Raw genomic sequence first — 21681 nt, forward strand, 5'->3', positions numbered from 1 at the left:
CAATTGGTAAATTATTAGAAACAAATAAAGCACAGGTTATTCAGGCAAAAAACGGAAAGGAAGCCATTGATGTTTGGAAAGCAAACAACGATATTGATGTGGTGTTGATGGATATTATGATGCCTGAAATGGATGGTTATGAAGTTTGCCAGCACCTCAAAGCTAATGCCAAAACCGCAGAAATTCCGGTAATTTTTTTAAGTGCATTAGATGATGTTCTGGATAAAGTTAAAGGCTTTCAAGTCGGTGGAGTAGACTATATTACAAAACCGTTTCAATTTGAAGAAGTTTTAGCTCGTGTTCAGAATCAATTAGCATTACGTGCCGCAGAATTAGAAGTCCGAATTTTAAATGCAGAATTAGAAGCACGGGTCAAAGAACGCACTCAGCAACTTGAAGAAGCTAATGCTAAATTGCTACAAATGGCGCTTCATGATGCCCTCACGGGTTTACCCAATCGGGCTTTATTAATGACGGATTTAAACCAATCAATTCAACAAGCTAAAGCCGATCCCAACTATCAGTTTGCGGTTTTATTTTTAGATTGCGATCGCTTTAAAGTTGTTAATGATTCTTTAGGGCATTTAGTCGGGGATGAACTCTTAATTTTAATTTCTCGTCGTCTTAACCTTTATATTAAACCTCAAAATACTTTAGCGCGTTTAGGGGGAGATGAATTTGCTATTTTATTAACAGAAATTCCTAACTCTCATCATGCGATTGAATTAGCCGATCAGATTTTAGAATCTTTTTCTAAACCCTTTCAATTAGAACGACATGAAGTTTTTATTAATGCCAGTATTGGCATCGTCATCGGTCATGATGAATATAATGAACCTGAACATTTATTACGGGATGCAGATACGGCGATGTATCGAGCAAAAGCATTAGGAAAAGGACAATATCATATTTTTGATCCAGCCATGCACGCGGCTGCTTTAGAGCGATTACAGTTAGAAACCGATTTACGTCGCGGTCTGGAACAACAAGAGTTAGTCGTTCACTATCAACCAATTGTCAACTTAAATACAGGAAAAATAGCCGGATTTGAAGCTTTAGTTCGTTGGCGTCATCCTGAACGGGGTTTAGTTCCACCGGGTTTATTTATTCCCATTGCTGAAGAAACCGGTTTAATTACTCCGATTGGATATTGGGTATTATCGGAATCTTGCCGTCAACTGCGAACTTGGCAAAAACAAAACTTAGTTGATTCCAGTGTATTTGTCAGCGTTAATTTATCCGTTAAACAGTTTTGTCAACCTAATTTATTAGAACAGATTGATCAAGTTTTAGAACAAAGTCAACTTGCACCCAATTGCTTAAAATTGGAAATTACTGAAAGTGCCATTATGGACAATGAAAAGGATGTTGCCTTCATCCTTCGAGAAATGAGGAAACGCCATATTTTAATTAGTATTGATGACTTTGGGACAGGATACTCTTCCCTAAGTTATCTTCATTCGTTTCCCGTTGACACCTTAAAAGTAGATAAATCTTTCGTTCAACGTCTTAACCAAGAGCCGGAAAATGTAGGTTTAATTCCGGTAATTATTAGTTTGGCTAAAACGATGAATATGAGTGTAATTGCTGAAGGCATTGAATTACCAGAACAATTAATGATTCTCAAGGAACTAAGTTGTGGATTTGGTCAAGGATATTTCTTTTCTAAACCTGTACCCCCAGAACAATTAATGGAATTACTATCCCACACGCCTCAATGGTAAATGATGAATCCAGACGATCTTATTTCAACAAAGGAAAATCTACTCATCATTGATGATGAACCGGATAATATTCGGGTTTTGTCCGCATTGTTAACTCAACAGGGATATTATGTTCGCAAAGCTTTAAATGCTGAAATGGCAATAATAGCAATTAATGCTTTAAAACCGGATTTAATTTTACTTGACATTCCGATGCCAAAAATCAACGGATATCAGTGATGTCGTCTACTTAAAGCCGATGCCAATACTGATCAAATCCCTATTATTTTTATTAGTGCCCTGAATCAAATTGAAAATATTATGCAAGCGTTTGCAGTCGGAGGAACCGACTATATTACGAAACCTTTTAAAGTAGATGAGGTCTTAGCACGAGTCAAAAACTAGATGACAATTTTTCAGCTAAAACAACAACTGATTGAACAAAATCAAAAGTTATTAGAACAAAGTCAAAATCAATATTCTATTAAAATTCAAAAATAAACAGAACTTTTAAATCCCAATTATCCCCATCTCGAATTATCTGAATCTGATGAATAAATTCTCGAAAATAAAATCGTCGTTCGGATTCCGATAAATCTAACCAAAATTGGGGAATGCAAACCGCTTGTGCTGTTTCTTTTAAATTCACGGGAGGAAGTTGGGCTAACTTTCCTTGTAATTGAGCCATTTCTGTCCGTAGTTTATAGGTTCTTAAATCGGCGGTTTCTGCATCTAAGATTCCGGTTGTTAATAAATTCGGAATTTGTAATAAAATTTCTTGTTTTTGATTAATTTGTTCAAATATTCCTCGTTTTACACAGCCTAAATCAGGTAAATTTAATTCAGAAACCGATACAGGTAAATCTTGACAAATTCGTTCAATCGTTAACTCTAATACCGTTTGATAAGATAACGCTTTACATTTAGGATTTCGAGAACAATTTGTGGGACGTAAATATAAATATTCTTGGTTTTTACGATAAGCGGTCACTCGTGAAATCGTCATGGAAGATTGACAATCTCCACAAGTCACTAACCCCGCTAAAGAACGCGGCGCACTCGCTGTTCGGGGGGGAAGCCGTTGATTTCGGCGTAATAAGCGATCCACTTGAGCGGCTTCATCCCGTGAAATAATCGGACTATGGGTATTAGAAATAATCTCCCCATTTTGATATTCTAAATCTCCTCGATAAACCGGGTTTGTTAACCATCTTCTTCCCGTTGTGACGGATATTTTTTTTCCATATCGCTTTTCTAAATACCGCACCGCACCCCGCAAAGATCCATAAATTAAAAACCGATCAAAAAACTCTTTAACAATCGGAGAAACACTGCGATCTAAAATATAACGGTCTTTTCCCCGTCGATAACCATAGGGTGCTTTACCCGGTGGAGGTAAGGCTTTAATTCTGTTTTTAGCGTGTCCTTGACGAATGCGACGACTGCGTTGGTGATTTTGAATTTCTATCAATAATTGCATTAAATCAGACCGATTAATCTGAGCTACAGAGGGATTAAAATCTGATTCAATGGCAATAATATTAATTTGATAAGATTCTAATTTTTGTAAGCGATTGCTCACTTCTAAAACAGAATCTCCTAACTCTTCTAACCGTCGAATTAATAAATATTCTGGTGGTTCTAAATCACAATCTTTCAATAATTGTTCTAGTTCTTGTCTCCCGCCTAAATCGTGATAAACTTGATCCACTTCCCAACCCCAAATTATACGTTCAGGAGGCTGTTCAAATAACGGATCACTATAGGAATAAGCTACAATTTTCATTGTTGATTTAATTCAATAATATTCCCATCAGGATCTTGTGTAAATAAAGCAGCACGACCGGAAGCACTCATCTGAAATAAACAATTATAAGTGATTAGCTGTTGTTTTGCTGTTTCTAAATCTTCAACGGAAAAAGCTAAATGTCGATTGCGTCCCCATTTCTGATCATCTATTTGATCCTTAATCACAGTTTCAGCTTGAATTAAATGAATTTGGAACTCACCAACTTGATACCAAATCCCCGGAAAGTTCAAAGGACGTTCAATTTTTTCTAATCCCAAAACTTGACTATAAAATTGTTCTGATTGTTCTAAATCAGACACTAAAATAGCAGCATGAAGATATTTTTTTACTGGCATAATATAGACTTTAATAGAAGAATTTAGGTGGGTCAAAGCCCACCCTATTGTTAATCTTTAAAGAGTAAATTAGCGTTAGTTGCACTCACATACTCCAAGACTTTTTGTTGAAGGTCAGTTTCAATCTCTTTTGAAGTTACAGGTTGAGGATAGAATGACAGAATTTCTGTAATTTCCTTGACGCACTGGGATAGCCGTTGAATATGCTTAGGTGTCATTTTTGTATCGGTGGATAAATCTAAAACCTCCTCAATAGGTTGTACATTTTGAACTGTCAATTTATCCTCCTCTCGAACACAAGTTCCACCATCACAGTCGATGTGTAATTCATGTTGATAATGGGTCGGAATTGCCCATCCTCTTTGTCCGGCGTGTTCATGACCCAGTTTTTCATTTTCGATATATTCACTGGCGGATTCATAACGATGTTCATGCCAGTAGGGGATGGTAAAATAACCAAAGGATTTCCGATATTCTTCAGAATCAACTAACTCTGAAACCAGTGCGCCAACCCCATGACGAACTAAAATATCATCCCACTGATGCAGTTCTTCATTATTTTTGGGAGCTCGTCCTAAAAAATGTTTACAGGCATTTTCAATAAATTTCATATTAGAGCTATTTTCATAAAAAAGCTCTAAATAAATCGGACGAACTGCTAAACTTTTTAAAAAATGGCGAATTCCTATTTTACCTTTGATAAAATCTTTTTCTAAATCGGCTAATTGCTTCCGTTCAAACTCATATAATTGCCGTTCTAAAACTTGTTGATAAATCTGTTTTAAAACAAATTCTCGTTCTTCGGGAGAAGCATCATGACGAGTCGTTACAGGTTGAGTTAAAGTCATAAATTAATTAAACTCCTGTGTACATCAATATCCCAAATTATCCTGACTTGACTGACAATTGGATTAGCCTTGAAAATGTCATGTATTCGGCTTGAAACGAAATAGCACCCTGATGGAAATCGGAAGTTTTTGGCGTTTAAACACCGCTTCTTTGAACATTCGCCATCAGTTTAGGCGGAGTATTTAATACTTCTAAAACAATGTCCATATAAGGTTTTAATAACTGGTTACAGACACTTGGTAATTGTTCTTGTAAGGTTTCTTGAAGATAAGTATAGGCTTGCAGACACTGGGTATTTTTTTCGTGGGCTGATAGAATATTCGCTAGCCACAACATTAAAGATTCTTTAAAAAAGTGAGGGTCATCCCGTAACAACGCAACAGACATTAAACACATTGTCATCGACATATCATAAATACAACGTTTAGAATGCTTTTGCATCACTTCTGGATGAGACAGCATGAATTTCTTCAGAGCTTGTTTAATTAAACCTGCAGATTTTGCCCGTAACACTTCATAGGTTTTGGTACGAGCATTTAAGGTTTGAACATACTGATGCAGAGGTTTGAGTTCTGCATTAGTCAAATATCGCCCGTCGCATTGAGTGATTAAGTTATCCCAAGTTGAATTAATCGTTGGCATTTGAATCTCCTCTGTCTAGCCAAAATCCTATCTTCTAATTTGATACAAAATTAAATATAAGTCAAGAAACTGATGTGATTTTTAATAAAAACTCAATCATTATTCAATTCTTACAACGGGAATTGTACAGGTAATCCTATACAATAGATGATCCGGTGTGGCTTCTTGTCAAGTGTCAAAAAACGATCCTTTGATGACACTGCCCTCACCCCTGCGATCAGGAAAATCACGCTATCGTGACAACAGGAACAAGTTCCGGTTTCGGTTAGCAAGGGATTATGGCAATATGAAAGCAGACACAAAGCACCAGAGAAGGAAATCAACTTGAGAGTAAATCTCTATCCCTGTACCTTAAAATTTCTTTCTCAGGTTCATCCCTCAAGTCCATTAAAATCAACTCAATTATCAATCTTTTCTAAGGGGATGTTGTGTTCTTATCCCTTGGTTTTGAAATTGTAAACCTTTAATCAGTCAATCTTTATTGAATACCATGAGTATAAAAGACAAACCGAAATTTCCGCGAAATCTTCCCATTGGAAGTATTTTATTTTGGTTAGGTGTAATCTTCTTAATTGCCAACCTAACATTACCCGGATTATTTGGGCAACAAGTTCCTCGTGTTCCCTATAGTTTATTCATTGAACAAGTTGAAGATGGTCAAGTTTCTCAAGTTTATCTCAGCCAAGATCAAATCCGCTATTTAGTTAAAGGAGAAGCGGATCAACCCGGACAAATTCTATCAACAACTCCGATTTTTGATATGGATTTACCCAAACGTTTAGAAGCCAAAGGAGTTGAATTCGCGGCTGCACCTCCTCCTCGTAATACTTGGTTTTCTAGTTTAATTGGTTGGGTAGTTCCTCCCTTAATTTTTGTGGGAATTTGGGTCGCAGTCGGACAATTTTTACAAAGCCGAGGTGGAGGAATTGGAGGCCCCCAGGGTGCACTTTCCATTAGTAAGAGTAAAGCTAAAGTTTATGTTGAAAATGATGCCACAAAAGTTACCTTCAAAGATGTAGCCGGAGTCGAAGAAGCCAAAACCGAATTAGAAGAAGTAGTGGAATTTCTCAAGACTCCCCAACGATTTTTACAAATTGGAGCTAGAATTCCTAAAGGAGTCTTATTAGTCGGCCCCCCAGGAACTGGAAAAACTTTATTGGCAAAAGCAGTAGCCGGAGAAGCCGGAGTGCCATTTTTTAGCATTTCTGGTTCAGAATTCGTGGAATTGTTCGTGGGTGCAGGGGCAGCGCGGGTTCGAGATTTATTTGAACAAGCCCAAAAGAAAGCCCCCTGTATTATCTTTATTGATGAATTAGATGCCATTGGCAAATCACGAGCCAGTGGTGCAATGTATGGGGGAAATGATGAACGAGAACAAACTCTAAACCAGTTATTAACCGAGATGGATGGGTTTGCGGCTGGACAAGCCACCGTCATCGTTTTAGCAGCGACAAACCGACCTGAAACCTTAGACCCTGCGTTACTGCGTCCCGGTCGATTTGATCGTCAAGTTTTAGTTGATCGCCCTGATTTATCCGGTCGGTTACTAATTTTAGAAATCTATGCTAAAAAAGTTAAAATTGGGACGGATGTTGACTTAAAAGCGATCGCTACTCGTACCCCTGGTTTTGCTGGAGCAGATTTAGCGAATTTAGTCAATGAAGCTGCCTTATTAGCCGCTCGAAATAAACGGGAAACTGTCAGTCAAGCTGACTTTGCCGAAGCCATTGAACGGGTGATTGCAGGATTAGAAAAAAAATCCCGTGTTCTCAACGAAAAAGAGAAGAAAATTGTGGCTTATCATGAAGTCGGTCACGCGATTGTCGGTGCAGTGGTTTCTGGTCAAAATCAAGTAGCTAAAATCTCCATTGTGCCACGAGGAATGGCCGCATTAGGATATACCTTACAACTGCCAACAGAAGACCGTTTCTTACTCAGTGAAGAAGAAATGAAAGGGGAAATTGCTACCTTATTAGGGGGACGTTCTGCGGAAGAAGTGGTGTTTGGAAGTATTACCACAGGTGCGGCGAATGATTTACAACGAGCCACTGATTTAGCAGAGCGAATGGTCACTACCTATGGAATGAGTAAAGTATTGGGGCCATTGGCTTACGAAAAAGGTCAACAAAACAATTTTCTAGGAGATAATATGATGATGAATCCTCGCCGTTATGTTAGTGATGAAACGGCAAAAGCCATTGATGATGAAGTGAAACAACTCGTTGAACAAGCCCATCAAAAAGCCTTGGAGATTCTCAATCAAAATAAAGATTTAATGGAGCAAATTGCTCAACAAATCTTACAAACTGAAGTCATAGAAGGGGAAGATTTGCAACATTTGTTAAATCAAGTTAAGTATGACGGTAAAATTCCCGCCGCGATCGCATAATTAATCTATACCCCCTTCATTCCCTGGTTCTCCCAGGGAATGCCCATCAGAGGCTCTACCTCTAAACATACTATCCGATTGGGTTAAAGGCTAGCAGAGCCACCCAAAACGCATTTCTAGGTCGAACCTAGAAACGAGATAAACGAGAGCGATCAGAGCAAACCCGAGTCAAATTTTATGAGTATTAAAAAAAGACCGAAATTACCCAGTTCTCAAAAAGTTGCCCAAATTTTATTAATTTCAGCCGGAGTTATTTTAATTGGAAATTGGTTGTTGCCTCAACTGACTCGTCCTCGTTTTCCTAAAGTTCCCTATAGTTTTTTTATTCAACAAATTGAAGATAATAAAGTTTCAAAAGTTTTAGTCGGAGAAAATGAAATTCTTTACCAAATTAAAGGAGAAAATAATCAACCTCAAAGCATTTTATCCACAACCCCGATTTTTGATTTAGAACTTCCCAAACGTTTAGAAGCCAAAGGAATTGAATTTGCAGCGGCTCCGCCCCCGAAACAAAGTTGGTTAAGTGTGGTTTTAAATTGGGTGATTCCCCCTTTAATTTTAGTCGTAGCGTTTCAATATTTTCTGAAACGAGATCCCCAAGGATCATTATCCATTAATAAAAGTAAAGCGAAAGTTTATGTTAAAGGTCAAACCGATAATATTACCTTTGCCGATGTGGCTGGAGTTGAAGAAGCCAAAACCGAATTAGCTGAAATTGTTGATTTCTTAAAAAATCCTCAACGGTTTACAGAAATCGGAGCAAAAATTCCCAAAGGCGTGTTATTAGTCGGCCCCCCAGGAACCGGAAAAACCTTATTAGCAAAAGCCGTAGCCGGGGAAGCAGGAGTGCCTTTTTTCAGTATCTCCGGTTCAGAATTTATTGAGTTATTTGTCGGTACAGGTGCGGCAAGAGTTCGAGATTTATTTGAACAAGCGAAAAAGAAAGCTCCCTGTATTATTTTTATTGATGAATTAGATGCCATTGGCAAATCCAGAAGTAGTGGAGGTTTTCAAAGTGGAAGTAGCGATGAACGGGAACAAACCCTGAACCAATTATTAACCGAAATGGATGGATTTGGAGTCGGAGATGCTACGGTGATTGTATTAGCAGCCACTAACCGTCCCGAAGCCTTAGACGCTGCATTATTACGCCCTGGACGGTTTGATCGACAGGTACTCGTAGATAGGCCTGACTTGGCTGGACGTCAAGCGGTTTTAGAAATTTATGCTAAAAAAGTTAAATTAGAAATGGATGTTGATTTACACGCTATTGCGGTCAGAACTCCAGGTTTTGCTGGTGCAGAATTAGCTAATTTAGTTAATGAAGCCGCCTTATTAGCAGCCAGAAATCAACGACAAACCGTGACACAACAAGATTTTTATGAAGCCATTGAACGGGTGATCGCAGGGTTAGAAAAACGTAGTCGTGTCTTAAATGAAAAAGAGAAAAAAATTGTTGCCTATCATGAAGTCGGTCATGCTATGGTTGGAGCCTTAATGCCAGGGGGTGGAAAAGTTGCTAAAATTTCGATTGTCCCGCGAGGAATGGCGGCGTTAGGCTATACATTAAAAATGCCAACGGAAGACCGTTTCTTAATGGATGAAATCGAATTCCGCGAACAAATTGCCATGTTATTAGGAGGACGCGCCGCCGAAGAATTAGTCTTTGGAAAGGTGACTAATGGCGCTTCCGATGACCTGCAACGAGCAACAGAATTAGCCGAACGCATGGTGATTCATTATGGCATGAGTAAAACCTTGGGGCCGTTAGCTTATGAAAAAGCCAAAGCCAATAATTTTTTAGGCAATTCAGAGGCAAATCTTCGTCGCCCCATCAGTGAAAAAACCGCAGAAGCCATTGATGATGAAGTTAAGAATATTGTCGATAATGCTCATCAAAAAGCGTTAGCAATTTTAAATTATAATCGAGAATTATTAGATCAAATTGCTGGCAAAGTATTAGAAACAGAAATTATTGAAGGGGATGAATTACAACATTTTTTAGATCAGGTTAAACCTGTATCTCAATAATGGATATTTTCCATCCCCATCTGAATTTAGGAGAATCTTAACTGTCTTGAGAAGGTAAACTCGCTCAAGTATCTGTTCAGAAGTCAAGGAACAAGTAAACGGAAAAACATCTAACGGTAAACCCGTCTCAACAGAAATTACAACAATTATTAGATCGGGTTAAACCTGTCTCTCAATAATTGATACTTTGGATGAAGGAAGTGTTTCCTTTAAGTCTAAACGTCTAATGTTCAATAGTTCTTTTTTTTCATCTTCTTTTTTTTGATCCAGATGATGAATTCGATATACAAGTATTCTTTTAATATTAAAAATATAATTGATAAATCATGTTGAATTTCTATATTTAATTATACAATCTTTAAGTTTCGGGTTTTTAGATTTCATTTCACAAAAAAATACATAAAATATTCCATCAATTATAGAGAAAATAATTCCATCACAAGCGGTATGAATTTTAGGTTCACTAGGGTTCAAATATTGACTAATTCTTTTTCCCTGTACATCTAACTTAAAAGCGTAGGTTTGTGTCGGATCAAATCCAATCAAATTAACTTCTGTTAAACCAGCTTCAGGATCAGTTTATTTTAAAGTGATAATACCATTTCTCGGTTCATTATAATCGTAATTTATATCAATTAAAATATCAGAATCTGGGTTAATAATTTTCTTGAGATATTCAATAATCATAATTAACAGTCGCTTCATTGAAAAAGTTATTCATTTCAATAATCTCCTGATCAAAACTTCCAACTTCGATTCCTAAATCTGTTATGGTAGCAGGAGTTAAGGTATTTTGATCTGAGATGTAAACTTTGACCTTATTTTTATCTAAAATATCATCTTCTGTATAATTATACTTTTCCATATTAAAATCTATAATAGAATCCCAGGTACTCAGGAATCCATAAATAGCATAATTAATATAGGTTTTCCCTGTATTGTTTTTTCCACAAATAATCGTTAAATCACCTAGTTCTATATCAACGTCTTTTAAACAGCCTAGATTTTCGAGTTTAAATCTCATCGTTAAATCCTCTGCCAATCCTGATAATTACAATACCCTTAAATTCTAATCGCTTTATCGATAAGAATTGCCGAGCATCTTCAAAACCTCCACCTAAAACACAAGTGAATGCCCTATAATTAACACCTTAGCACCTTTGATTTAACTTGCTATGCTTGAAACCTCTTCAACCCTTAATTTACAGTCCACTTCGGTTGTGAGTTTAAAGATTGCCCCGGCCCAAGTTTTACGCGGACATCATGCCATAGCACAGGCCGGAGACGCGATCGCAGGTTTCGGTCAACGTCCCTTAATCATCGGTGGCGATCGCTCACTTCCCCTCACCCTTCAAGCTCTCAACCCCATCTTTGATCGTTACCAACTCCAATGCGCCCAAGCCTCCTACGGTGCAGACTGTAGTGAAATGAGTTTAACCACCCTACGCCAAGCCGTCCAAAGCCATCATGCTGATTTTATTATCGGTACAGGGGGCGGAAAAGCCTTAGATGCAGCCAAACTCATCGCCCATCAAACCCACCTCCCCATCGTCACCATTCCTACTTCTGGGGCAACCTGCGCTGCTTGGACAGCTCTCTCCAACGTTTATTCCGACCAGGGTGCTTTTTTATATGATGTCAGTTTAGATCGGTGTCCCGATTTATTAATTTTGGATTATCACTTAATTCAAAGTGCCCCCAAACGAACTTTAATTGCAGGCATTGGAGATGCGATCGCGAAATGGTATGAAGCCTCCGTCAGTAGTGGACATTCTGATCAAACCTTCATGATCGCCGCCGTACAACAAGCCAGAGTCCTGCGAGATATTTTATTGCAAAAATCCTTAACCGCCTTACAAGAACCCGGTGGCGAAACTTGGCAGGAAGTCGTTGATGCGACAGTTTTACTGGCTGGAGTCATTGGCGGGATAGGGGGTGCCCAATGTCGCACCGTAGCTGCCCATGCGATTCATAATGGTTTAACCCATGTTGCCGCTAGTCATGGAACTCTACACGGGGAAAAAGTCGCCTTTGGAATTTTAGCTCAACTGCGTTTAGAGGAAATGGTACAAGGCAACCAACTCGCCGCCACCGCCCGACAACAATTATTAAAGTTTTACACCGATTTAGGCTTACCCCAAACCCTCAATGATTTGGGAATGGGAGAAATTACGTTAGTTGAACTGCGTTTATCGGCAGAAGTCGCCTGTAATGAACGTTCGGATATTCATCGTTTACCCTTTAAAGTGTGTCCAGAACAGGTGATGGCAGCTATGGTCTCCACAACAGCCCCCATTGTTGAAACCAAGCTCAAACCTTAAACCGTTGCACTTTTTTGTTCAAGATCAGAATTAAGAATTAAGAAGGGAAGGAAAAAGAAGACCCGATCAGGGGAAAATAAAGAATCAGGATCAGGCTGAGAGATAAAATTGTTCAGCACCCTAAATCCTGAATTCGTTGTTTCCCTTGCTCCTGAACCCATTCGTTTTTATACAACATTATTGACCAATGACATTAGATTGGATTAGCCCTGCTGACCGGATACAAGCTCTACCTCCTTACGTTTTTGCCCGCTTAGATGAATTAAAAGCCAATGCTCGTCAACAAGGCTTAGATTTAATTGATTTAGGCATGGGAAACCCTGATGGGGCAACACCTGAACCTGTTGTAGAAGCCGCCATTCAGGCATTAAAAAATCCGGCCCATCATGGCTATCCACCCTTTGAAGGCACGGCTAATTTTAGACGAGCAATTACTAATTGGTATCACCGTCGTTATGGCGTTTCCCTTGATCCTAATGGTGAAGCGTTACCGTTATTAGGATCAAAAGAAGGATTAGGTCATTTAGCTTTAGCTTATATTAATCCGGGGGATTTAGTGTTAGTTCCCAGTCCTTCCTATCCGGTTCATTTTCGCGGGCCAGTGATCGCAGGGGGCAAGGTTCATTCAATGATTTTGAAACCGGAAAATGATTGGATTATTGATTTAGGATCGATTCCTGATTCGATTGCGGAACAAGCTAAAATTCTGTATTTTAATTATCCCAGTAATCCCACAGGTGCAACAGCCCCCCGTGAATTTTTTCAAGAAATTGTTGCGTTTGCCCACAAATATCAAATTTTGTTGGTTCATGATTTATGTTATGCCGAATTAGCTTTTGATGGCTATCAACCGACGAGTTTATTAGAAATTCCAGGGGGAAAAGAAATCGGTGTCGAATTCCATACCATGTCTAAAACCTATAATATGGCAGGCTGGCGAGTGGGATTTGCTGTTGGAAATTCTAAAGTTTTACAAGGGTTAAGAACGTTAAAAACGAATTTAGATTATGGCGTTTTTTCCGCCTTACAAGCAGCAGCAGAAACCGCTTTAAGTTTACCCGATTCTTATTTACACGAAGTTCAAGAACGCTATCGCACCCGCCGAGATTTTCTGATTAAAGGATTAGCCGAATTAGGATGGACAGTTCCCAAAACTTTAGCCACAATGTATTTATGGGTTCCCTGTCCGCCAGGGATGAATTCAACAGATTTTGCCCTAACGGTTTTACAACAAACTGGAGTTGTTTTTACCCCCGGTAATGCCTTTGGAATTGGGGGAGAAGGTTATGTCAGAATTAGTTTGATTGCAGATTGCGATCGCTTACAAGAAGCGTTAAAACGTTTAAAAGATGCCAATATTCGGTATCAACTCGAACCCGTTTCTGTTTAAATTGTATTCCGTTGTTGGGCTTCAGCCCTAATTCATTGGGTGCTAAAGCACAACAACGAGGAAATTATTAATATGATAATAGTTTGAAACTTTTCTTCCTATCCCCTGCTCTAATTGTTGATTATGGAATTTGAAAATAATCTAAATTTATGTAAGTTTATTGCTCAAAAAATTAAGGAAAATCCTCAAAATAGAATTACCTTTGCTGATTATATGAACTGGGTTTTATATCACCCAGAATATGGCTATTATACCGTTAATCAACCTCAATTCGGTGCAACCGGAGATTTTGTTACCTCTCCTTATTTTGGCTCAGATTTTGGGGAAATGTTGGCAGAACAGTTTGTTCAAATGTGGGAAATTCTGGATTATCCTAACCCTTTTACCTTGGTCGAAATGGGAGCAGGTCAAGGACTATTAGCCAGCGATATTCTATGCTTTTTAAAAAAACAATATCCTGAATTTTACAGCAAAATCAACTATCTTATTTGTGAAAAATCCGCCTTTTTGAAACAACAACAGCAAAAACAACTTAAAAATCTGTTAAATATTAACCAATCAATTCAATGGTGTGATTTAGAGACGCTTAAAAATGAAACTATTATTGGCTGTTTTTTCTCAAATGAATTAGTGGATGCGTTTCCGGTTCATCAAGTTATCGTTCAAAATCGTCAACTTCAAGAAGTTTATATTACTGTAGATTCTCAAACGACCCTAGATCTTAAATTTCAAGAAACCATCGCTGAACTTTCAACCGAAAAACTCACAGACTATTTTAAATTAATTGAGATTGATTTATGTTCTCCGGCTTATGCAGAAGGTTATCGAACCGAAGTTAATTTAATCGCCTTAGACTGGATCAAAATGGTTGCATCAAAATTAAATCAAGGCTTTATTTTAACCATTGATTATGGTTATCCCGCCCAACGATATTACTTGCCCAGTCGTCGGGAAGGAACGTTACAATGTTATTATCAACATCGCCATCATAATCATCCCTATATTAATATTGGTAAACAGGATTTAACCGCCCATGTTGACTTTACCGCCTTAGAACGTTATGGAGAACGCTACAACCTTCATCTTCATGGGTTTACCCAACAAGCTTTATTTTTAATGGCGTTAGGCTTAGGCGATCGCATCACGGCGTTATCCCAACCCTCAGACTATTCTCTTTCGGAAGTTTTACAACGACGAGAATGCTTACATTCTCTCATCGATCCGATCGGTTTAGGTAACTTTGGCGTTCTTCTACAATCTAAAGGGTTAAGTCCATCTCAACAACAAATTCCCCTCAAAGGGTTCAATATTCCCCTTTAACCCTCTTAATCATGATTTCTCAGAGATTGAATGCTCCCAAAAAACTCCGACAGTCAAGAAAAATCATGCTGATGTGCACTTTCTACGGATATCACTGAATAAAAAGTATTATTTATTACTCGTATGGTGATCAATGCTGATAGTAACTCGTGATCAAGCTCACAACTTTTGTCTCTACACCTTCAGGGAAATTCCATAAACATAGAAAGCCTACATATCTTACAGAGAGGTTCCCACAAGGTATTTTATCGTGGCTTTATATTTCCACCAAAAAACTGTAAACCTTCTGTAAAAATAACCCCGATTGGCAAAAAACCTATAGACAACTCCACAAATCTTGCGCCATATTGGTAACAAGGTACAAGGTAGAACAAGGAAACCCAGAACAACCCAAGTTCAAAGCCCTTGTTTCTATGGAAGCTACTCAAATAAAAAGGATGAGACTGAGATGAAAAGCACATTATCTAAAATTATCGGTTCTACTGTATTAGCGGCTGGAGTTGCAGTCTCCTTGGTTGCTGCACCTGCACAAGCCGGAAATGGAAACGGGAAGGGAAATAATCAACAGACAACTTCCACAACTCCAACAACAACAACTCTAGGAACAACAACAACTCCGACAACCCCAACTTCCACAACAGGAAACGGGAAGGGAAATAATCAACAGACAACTTCCACAACTCCAACAACTCCAACCTCCAGTTTCACACTCCTAGATACCAAAACCTTTGGATTTAGCAATATTTTCCTAAATCCCACCACTCAAGTTTCTGACAACACAAATGGAGATGGGATTGTCAGCCAGTTCAATTTTAATGTCAGCAAAACCAGTAACAATAAGGTTCTGTTCCAAATTGAAAATACAGGTGCATTATCAAATTCCTTTATTAGCCAAATTAAATTCTCTGATGCTAATAGCTTACTGAATTTTAATGCTTTTGCACCAGATTTTAATGTAGGAAACGTTAGTTTTACACAAGAAAATAAAAATTTAGCTCAATCTAATAACATTGCAAATTGGGTAGACAGCTTTGGTTTTGAAGCAACCAGTCCAGGCGCAAATAAAGCCGGAATTGATCAAAAAGAAAAATTCGGTTTACTGTTCGATGCTGACTTTGACAAAGTGATCAAGAGTTTGAATTCTAATCAGTTAAAAATCGGAATGCACGTTCAAGGAATTGAAGTTACTGGTGGGGGAAGTGATAGTTTTGTCAGCTATGTTGAACCTCCCAAACCCCCTGTTCAAGAGGTTCCCGAACCCACCACATTAGTGGGTTTAGGTTTAGCTTTAGGTGGAATGTTGGCTTCTCGTCGTCAATTTCACTAAGAAACGATGCTGAAATTAATGTCAAAACATCTCAAGGCTTATGTTAAAACTTGTCTCATATCGTTGATATCCTCAGCCTTTACTCATCCAATTCATAACAGTAGCGGTTCTCATCACACCGCTACTTTATTAAAAAAATCGACAACTGAAAATCCAGTTTTGGTCATGGAGTGAAATCAGTTGTAGAACTTTTTGAGTTGCTTTCTCATCCTGGCTCAGAATCAGCCTGTTTGCAGGTCGGAGTGAATCTTATTGCTGGCTGCTACAATTATATTTTTTGATAGGCAATCGTGTAACAATTTGACTGTCTGTTTTTTTTGACCACAATTCGGCTCAATCTTTACCCCATCAGCTTTTCGGGGATGTTGTCACCCCCCCCAACTGTAAATTTTAATCCTGTCTTGTCGCAACTCCTCAGTAAATTCGATACAGTAGGTGATGGTAACAGTTTATTAAGATTAAGACGGTATGAGTGTTAATCTAACTTCAACTTCTGAGTCATTATCGAGGTGCTTCCACATCCAGTCAGGGTTTGTGGAATCGTCATTATTGATACCTCCTGCCCAAGATCGCTTAGGTTTACAACAGGTGTTTCAAACCCTGAATGCTAGAAGTTGTCCAACGTCTTATAACTTTCATCTCCATAGCCGACGTTCCGATGGACAACTGGAACCGGAGGAAGTCATGCAACAGGCGATTGAAATTGGGTTAAAGGGGCTGACGATTACGGATCATCACACAACCCAAGGGTACAACGACGCGCAACAGTGGTTAGACCACTGGAAAGACAACCATCCAGAACAAGCGGATAGTGTACCTCAGTTATGGACAGGAGTTGAAATTAATGCCCAGTTATTGAATGTTGATGTTCATATTTTGGGTTATGCCTTTGATCCGAAGGCGGTTTGTCTCCAACCTTACCTGCAAGGTCATACCACTTTAGGAACCGATGCTTATCGGGCGGAAAAAGTGCTCGCGGCGATCCAAAACGCTGGAGGGTTAGCGGTTTTAGCCCATCCGGGGCGTTATCGTTGTCCAGCACCCGACTTAATTGCTGAAGCGGCTCGTTTAGGAATCAATGGAGTTGAGGTGTATTATGCCTATCGCCATACGAAGCCTTGGTCACCCACCCCTAAAATTACTAACCAAATGAAACAGTTAGCTGATCATTATGGTTTACTCAGCACCTGCGGGACTGATACTCATGGTCGTGATTTGTTACTGCGAATTTAAGGGAATGTCATCTGATAACTCGACTGAAGAAAAATATGAAATGAAGTCTCATCACATTGATAGAGTTGGTCAATGAATCATCCCCAAACCACTGCTCAATCAATTGAAGAATTGATAGACCTCAATCAAGATTCAACCCCAAAAGCTAGTTTCCTGACACTCGGAAGGAAAAGATTGATAGCTTCTGGGATTGAGCCAGTCCTGAGCCAAAACTTACCCCATCACACTCACGTTAATTAGCTTTTTGACAGTGAATAAAAATTCTGTAATTTCACGTATAGAAACCGAGGGAAAATCTTTAATATTAAGTTATCCTTAGGTTTCTTCTCGATTCAATGCCGCTAAAACGGCTTGTTGGCTAACATTTTTATAGATCGTTTCTAAATATTGCATCACAAGATCACTAGCAGATGAAGTAGAACGAGTGGCAGAAGTGACGGCTATGGATGCTAAGGGAATTGCACCTAAAACATCCAGCACGGTTTCAGAACTTGGAGGAGGTGTAATTACAACTAAAGCGGAATCAAGTTGTTCGGTGTAATTCCAAAATTGATTCAGGTTAGGAGAATCAGGGTTAGATTTTACCGTTTTTGTTTCTAAGTTAGAAACATTAATATTCTCTTCATTTTGACCCCGCAGTTGTCGTAAAGTTGTAATAATTTGTTCTTGGGTTCTGCCTCGAAGTTGAAATAAAACAAACGGATCTTCACTGAAGCGATCGCCCAACATATAATAAACCGCACCAATATGTTTGCAGGGGTTAGCTTTGTCAGGACAACTACATTGAGAGTGAACATTATCTAAAGAAAAGGGAAACAATCTTAACCCATTGGCGGCAAATACATCCTCAATATCCTGGGGCATTTCTCCTGCTAATAATTTAGCGCTAAAAATTGCCCGTTGTGATAAAGTTTCAATAATATAATTCCATTCTTCATCACTAAATTGATCTAACCACAAGGACACAGTGTAGGGTTCCGGTTGAGTGCCCTGAACCTGAGCTAAAACTTTCTGGTCTTTAAATTCAATATTTAAGACATTTCCCTGTCTAGCATAATTTCGAGCTCGTTCTAAGCGTTTTTTAAACCGATATTTATCTAATAAATCTAACCATTGTTGTGACCACCATTCTTGGTTAGCTTCCAGGGTAGAATCTACCATAAATCACTCCTTTGAATAACAAAAATCTAACAATTTTATTGAATTATTCCTCTTCTTCCTCAATAATAGAATTCCGATCTAATATTAATAGATTTCTGAGTTGATCCGTATCTAAATCCGTTAACCAATCTTCTCCAGCACTGACAACCTGTTCAGCTAAGGCTTTTTTACTTTCGATTAAATCATTAATTTTTTCTTCTAAAGTTCCGGTACAAACGAATTTATGAACCTGTACATTCCGAGTTTGACCAATTCTAAATACTCGGTCTGTGGCTTGATTTTCTACCGCTGGGTTCCACCAGCGATCAAAATGAAAAACATGATTCGCACGGGTTAAATTTAAACCCACTCCTCCCGCTTTTAACGATAATATCATAATCGGTGGAGCTTGCGGATCATTTTGAAAGCGATCAATCATTTCTTCCCGTTGGTTTTTGCGGGTACTTCCATATAAAAATAGGATTTCGCGCTTAAAATAATGTTCTAAATAAGGTTGTAATAATTTTCCCCATTCAGCAAATTGGGTAAAAATTAAAGCGCGATCGCCTTCTGCTAAAAGCTCATCTAACATTTCCGTTAACCGTTGTAATTTTCCTGAATATTGGGTTTTAATTAATTCAGGTTTTTCTGATTTTTTGGAAGTTTTAACTTTACTTTCTAATAAGACTGGATGATTACAAACCTGTTTCAGCTTTACTAATAATGCTAAAATCATGCCGTGACGTTGAATTCCCTGCGCCTCATCAATTTTTTGTAAAGAGTCATCTACAATTTTTTGATACAGGGTTGCTTGTTCAGTAGTTAACGGACAAAAAACTGTATTTTCCTGTTTTTCCGGTAAATCTTGAATAATATCTTTATCGGTTTTCAGACGACGTAAGATAAACGGTTGAACCAGCGATCGCAAAATTTTTAACGAGTCTGTATCTCCATATTTTTCAATCGGAATTGCAAACCGTCGTTGAAAAAATGCTCGTTGTCCTAAATACCCTGGATTCAAAAAATCCATAATTGACCACAATTCAGCTAACCGATTTTCTACCGGAGTTCCTGTTAAGGCGATTTTAAACGATGCGTTGATATTTCTAACCGTTTTAGATTGTTTTGCATCAGGATTTTTAATATTTTGGGCTTCATCTAATACCAAACCTTGCCAAGTAACTCCCTGTAATTCCTTTTCATCTCGGAAGGTTAAAGGATAACTGGTAATTACTAAATTTTTATCTTGAATGGCTTTAGCAAAATTCCTACCTTTAGACCGTTTATCGCCATGATGAACCATCACCTTTAACGTCGGACTAAACCGCTTAACTTCCCGTTCCCAATTTCCTAAAACTGATGTAGGACAAACCAATAATACAGGGTTTTCTAAACTATTTTGTTCTTGAAGATACAGTAAAAAAGCAATAAATTCTATGGTTTTACCTAACCCCATATCATCAGCTAAACACGCCCCTAACCCCCATTTTTCTAGGAAAGATAACCACCCTGCACCTCTGGCTTGATACGGTCGTAACTCGCCTTTAAACTGTTTAGGATTGGGAATGGGTTCTAAACTGCGATTATTAGTTAAAGTATTTAATAATTCTTGTAATTTTCCGCCTGCTTCAAAATTAACAACAGGTAACTTATCAATGACTTGACTATCTCCAGTTGCAAGTCGCAGCGCATCTTCTAAGGAAAGAGTCATTTCATCTTTACGCTGACTAAAAAATGCTTTTGCCGCTTTAATATCTGACGGTCGTAATTCCACCCATTCTCCCTTAATTTCAACTAATGGACTTTGTTTTGCAACTAAGCGATCAAATTCAGCTTTAGTCAAGGTTTGTCCACCAATAGAAAGTTGCCATTTAAAGTTTAATAAACTTTTTAATCCTAAGCGTTCATGGGTTTTTAATTGAGGCGTTTCTGCTTTAATACTTAACCCTAACCGACTAGCCCACCCGTCTCGATTTGCTAAACTAGGAGGTAAAATGATTCCTAACCCGCTATCAGTAAAACGCCAAGCATAGCTTTTCAGAAATTCATAAGCTTGTAATGGATTTAAAGTACAACCTTGGGGACGTGCTTGCTGTAAACTGGATTCAATGACCGGATATAATTTAGAGGCTAAACCTAAGCCTTTTAATAAGGTTTCCTGGGGATGTTTAATGGTTCGCCCACGATAGGGTAAAAACTCAACGGGGTGACTCCAAATTATAGTAGTATTGATAATAAATTCAGGATCATCAATCGCTTGCAGACAATATTCTAAGTACCAATCTTGAGAATTTTCTTCAGGGGGATGTAACTGAAAGGCGGTTGTAAATAAATTAGGTTCTGATAAAGAATATTGTAGGGGAGAAGTCCAATTTTTTAAGACAGTTTCTAAGGATTCAATTTCGGTTAATTCCGCCTGAATTTTATTTTCTTCTTTTCCTAATCCTTGTAACCAAGCTTGTAGCGTTGGAGGAAGTAAAGTTACATTAGCACTTGCTTTTCTCTCCACTTCTTCAGCAATCATTCTGACCTGTGCATCGATAATTGTTCCTAAAAAATCAATGATGATTTCCTGGGGAGATGAAGGGATATTAATGTCTAAAACTTCCCTGGTTTTTAACTCCTGAATCATTCGACAAGCCGTTGGCATTTGTTTAGAAAATCGTAATAATCGAGCTTGGTCAATGGCACTATCGAGAAGGGGTTGCCATTGTGCAATAATAGTTTGATCAGATTGTTGAATTAATCCGGGTAAAAATTTACATCGAGCTAATAAATCTAAACTCCAACGAGTCAGATGTGACCAAAATCGTAAATCTTCCCCCAAGTTAGACTCAGAATTAATAACGGTTCCTAAAGGTAGAGATTGCAAAAATTGAAAGGCTTGTTTAGGATTAAGAGAAATTCCTGTTATTTCCCAAGGATAGAGATAGGATTTAGAAATATCTGTTGCGGTAAAATAAATGGGTTTGAGTTCTCCAAAATCTTCAGAAATATCTGTTGGTAATGCTATAATTTTTTCCGATAATAGATTAGGTAAAACCTTTGATAACCCTAGATTTTGTAAAATCGGTTGAGTCGAGAATTCGGTTTCGGTTAACGCGAAGGGATAAGGAAGAATAGGTTGGTTAGACAGGGACTCAGACGTAACTCGTCGCCAGGTTTCCCCCCACAAAAAGAAAGACCGACTC

Annotated in this window: 15 protein-coding genes and 1 pseudogene; 9 read left to right on the forward strand and 7 right to left on the reverse strand. The window is 38.3% G+C overall.

Going from position 1 to position 21681, the window contains the following annotated elements:
* Positions 1-2 precede the first annotated feature (2 nt).
* Both ACKPEB_RS01305 and ACKPEB_RS01310 read left to right on the forward strand, forming a co-directional pair.
* Positions 3-1724 (forward strand): putative bifunctional diguanylate cyclase/phosphodiesterase, encoded by a 1722-nt coding sequence (locus ACKPEB_RS01305; protein ID WP_408962962.1) that lies wholly within the window; start codon positions 3-5, stop codon positions 1722-1724.
* A gap of 3 nt (positions 1725-1727) precedes the next feature.
* A pseudogene (locus ACKPEB_RS01310) lies at positions 1728-2108 on the forward strand (response regulator).
* 79 nt (positions 2109-2187) lie between these two features.
* On the opposite strand, the gene ACKPEB_RS01315 reads toward ACKPEB_RS01310, so the two are convergent.
* The 4 genes from ACKPEB_RS01315 to ACKPEB_RS01330 form a co-directional block, all read right to left on the reverse strand.
* Positions 2188-3489: a recombinase family protein gene (locus ACKPEB_RS01315; protein ID WP_408962963.1), complete on the reverse strand. Its 1302-nt coding sequence runs from the start codon at positions 3487-3489 to the stop codon at positions 2188-2190.
* Entirely contained in the window at positions 3486-3848 is a 363-nt protein-coding gene (locus tag ACKPEB_RS01320) for a VOC family protein (protein WP_408962964.1), read from the reverse strand. Before ACKPEB_RS01320 ends, ACKPEB_RS01315 begins: the two co-directional genes overlap by 4 nt.
* Positions 3849-3898: 50 nt before the next feature.
* Complete coding sequence (locus ACKPEB_RS01325; RefSeq protein ID WP_408962965.1) at positions 3899-4696, reverse strand: phycobilisome rod-core linker polypeptide; 798 nt, start codon at positions 4694-4696, stop codon at positions 3899-3901.
* A gap of 136 nt (positions 4697-4832) precedes the next feature.
* Complete coding sequence (locus tag ACKPEB_RS01330; RefSeq protein ID WP_408962966.1) at positions 4833-5339, reverse strand: phycobilisome protein; 507 nt, start codon at positions 5337-5339, stop codon at positions 4833-4835.
* A 490-nt stretch (positions 5340-5829) separates the two neighbouring features.
* On the opposite strand from ACKPEB_RS01330, the gene ftsH4 reads away from it, so the two are divergent.
* Together ftsH4 and ftsH are read left to right on the forward strand one after the other, a co-directional pair.
* Positions 5830-7728, forward strand: a complete 1899-nt coding sequence (gene ftsH4, locus ACKPEB_RS01335; protein ID WP_408962967.1) for an ATP-dependent zinc metalloprotease FtsH4 — start codon at positions 5830-5832, stop codon at positions 7726-7728.
* 177 nt (positions 7729-7905) lie between these two features.
* Complete coding sequence (gene ftsH / locus ACKPEB_RS01340) at positions 7906-9759, forward strand: ATP-dependent zinc metalloprotease FtsH (protein ID WP_408962968.1); 1854 nt, start codon at positions 7906-7908, stop codon at positions 9757-9759.
* Positions 9760-10435: 676 nt separating this feature from the next.
* Here ftsH and ACKPEB_RS01345 read toward each other — a convergent pair.
* The gene (locus ACKPEB_RS01345) at positions 10436-10783 is read right to left on the reverse strand and encodes an AAA family ATPase (RefSeq protein WP_408962969.1); all 348 of its coding nucleotides are present in this window, start codon (positions 10781-10783) and stop codon (positions 10436-10438) included.
* Between the two features lie 151 nt (positions 10784-10934).
* Here ACKPEB_RS01345 and ACKPEB_RS01350 point away from each other — a divergent pair, with 151 nt between their 5' ends.
* The 5 genes from ACKPEB_RS01350 (at position 10935) to ACKPEB_RS01370 (ending at position 17350) form a co-directional block, all read left to right on the forward strand.
* Positions 10935-12080, forward strand: coding sequence for an iron-containing alcohol dehydrogenase family protein (locus ACKPEB_RS01350; RefSeq protein ID WP_408962970.1), 1146 nt, complete (start codon positions 10935-10937; stop codon positions 12078-12080).
* Positions 12081-12267: 187 nt separating this feature from the next.
* Positions 12268-13470, forward strand: a complete 1203-nt coding sequence (locus ACKPEB_RS01355; protein ID WP_408962971.1) for an aspartate aminotransferase — start codon at positions 12268-12270, stop codon at positions 13468-13470.
* Positions 13471-13593: 123 nt separating this feature from the next.
* Positions 13594-14790 (forward strand): class I SAM-dependent methyltransferase, encoded by a 1197-nt coding sequence (locus ACKPEB_RS01360; protein WP_408962972.1) that lies wholly within the window; start codon positions 13594-13596, stop codon positions 14788-14790.
* Positions 14791-15238: 448 nt separating this feature from the next.
* Entirely contained in the window at positions 15239-16117 is an 879-nt protein-coding gene (locus tag ACKPEB_RS01365; RefSeq protein ID WP_408962973.1) for a PEP-CTERM sorting domain-containing protein, read from the forward strand.
* A 468-nt stretch (positions 16118-16585) separates the two neighbouring features.
* Complete coding sequence (locus ACKPEB_RS01370; protein ID WP_408962974.1) at positions 16586-17350, forward strand: PHP domain-containing protein; 765 nt, start codon at positions 16586-16588, stop codon at positions 17348-17350.
* A gap of 315 nt (positions 17351-17665) precedes the next feature.
* On the opposite strand, the gene ACKPEB_RS01375 is transcribed toward ACKPEB_RS01370, so the two are convergent.
* Complete coding sequence (locus ACKPEB_RS01375) at positions 17666-18511, reverse strand: SWIM zinc finger family protein (RefSeq protein ID WP_408962976.1); 846 nt, start codon at positions 18509-18511, stop codon at positions 17666-17668.
* Positions 18512-18554: 43 nt separating this feature from the next.
* Positions 18555-21665 carry a DEAD/DEAH box helicase gene (locus tag ACKPEB_RS01380; RefSeq protein WP_408962977.1) on the reverse strand — a complete coding sequence of 1037 codons (3111 nt, stop codon included), beginning with the start codon at positions 21663-21665 and terminating at the stop codon, positions 18555-18557.
* Positions 21666-21681 lie beyond the last annotated feature (16 nt).

Origin of the sequence: Planktothrix sp., assembly GCF_046067725.1 — a bacterium.
In the GTDB taxonomy this organism is placed as follows: domain Bacteria; phylum Cyanobacteriota; class Cyanobacteriia; order Cyanobacteriales; family Microcoleaceae; genus Planktothrix.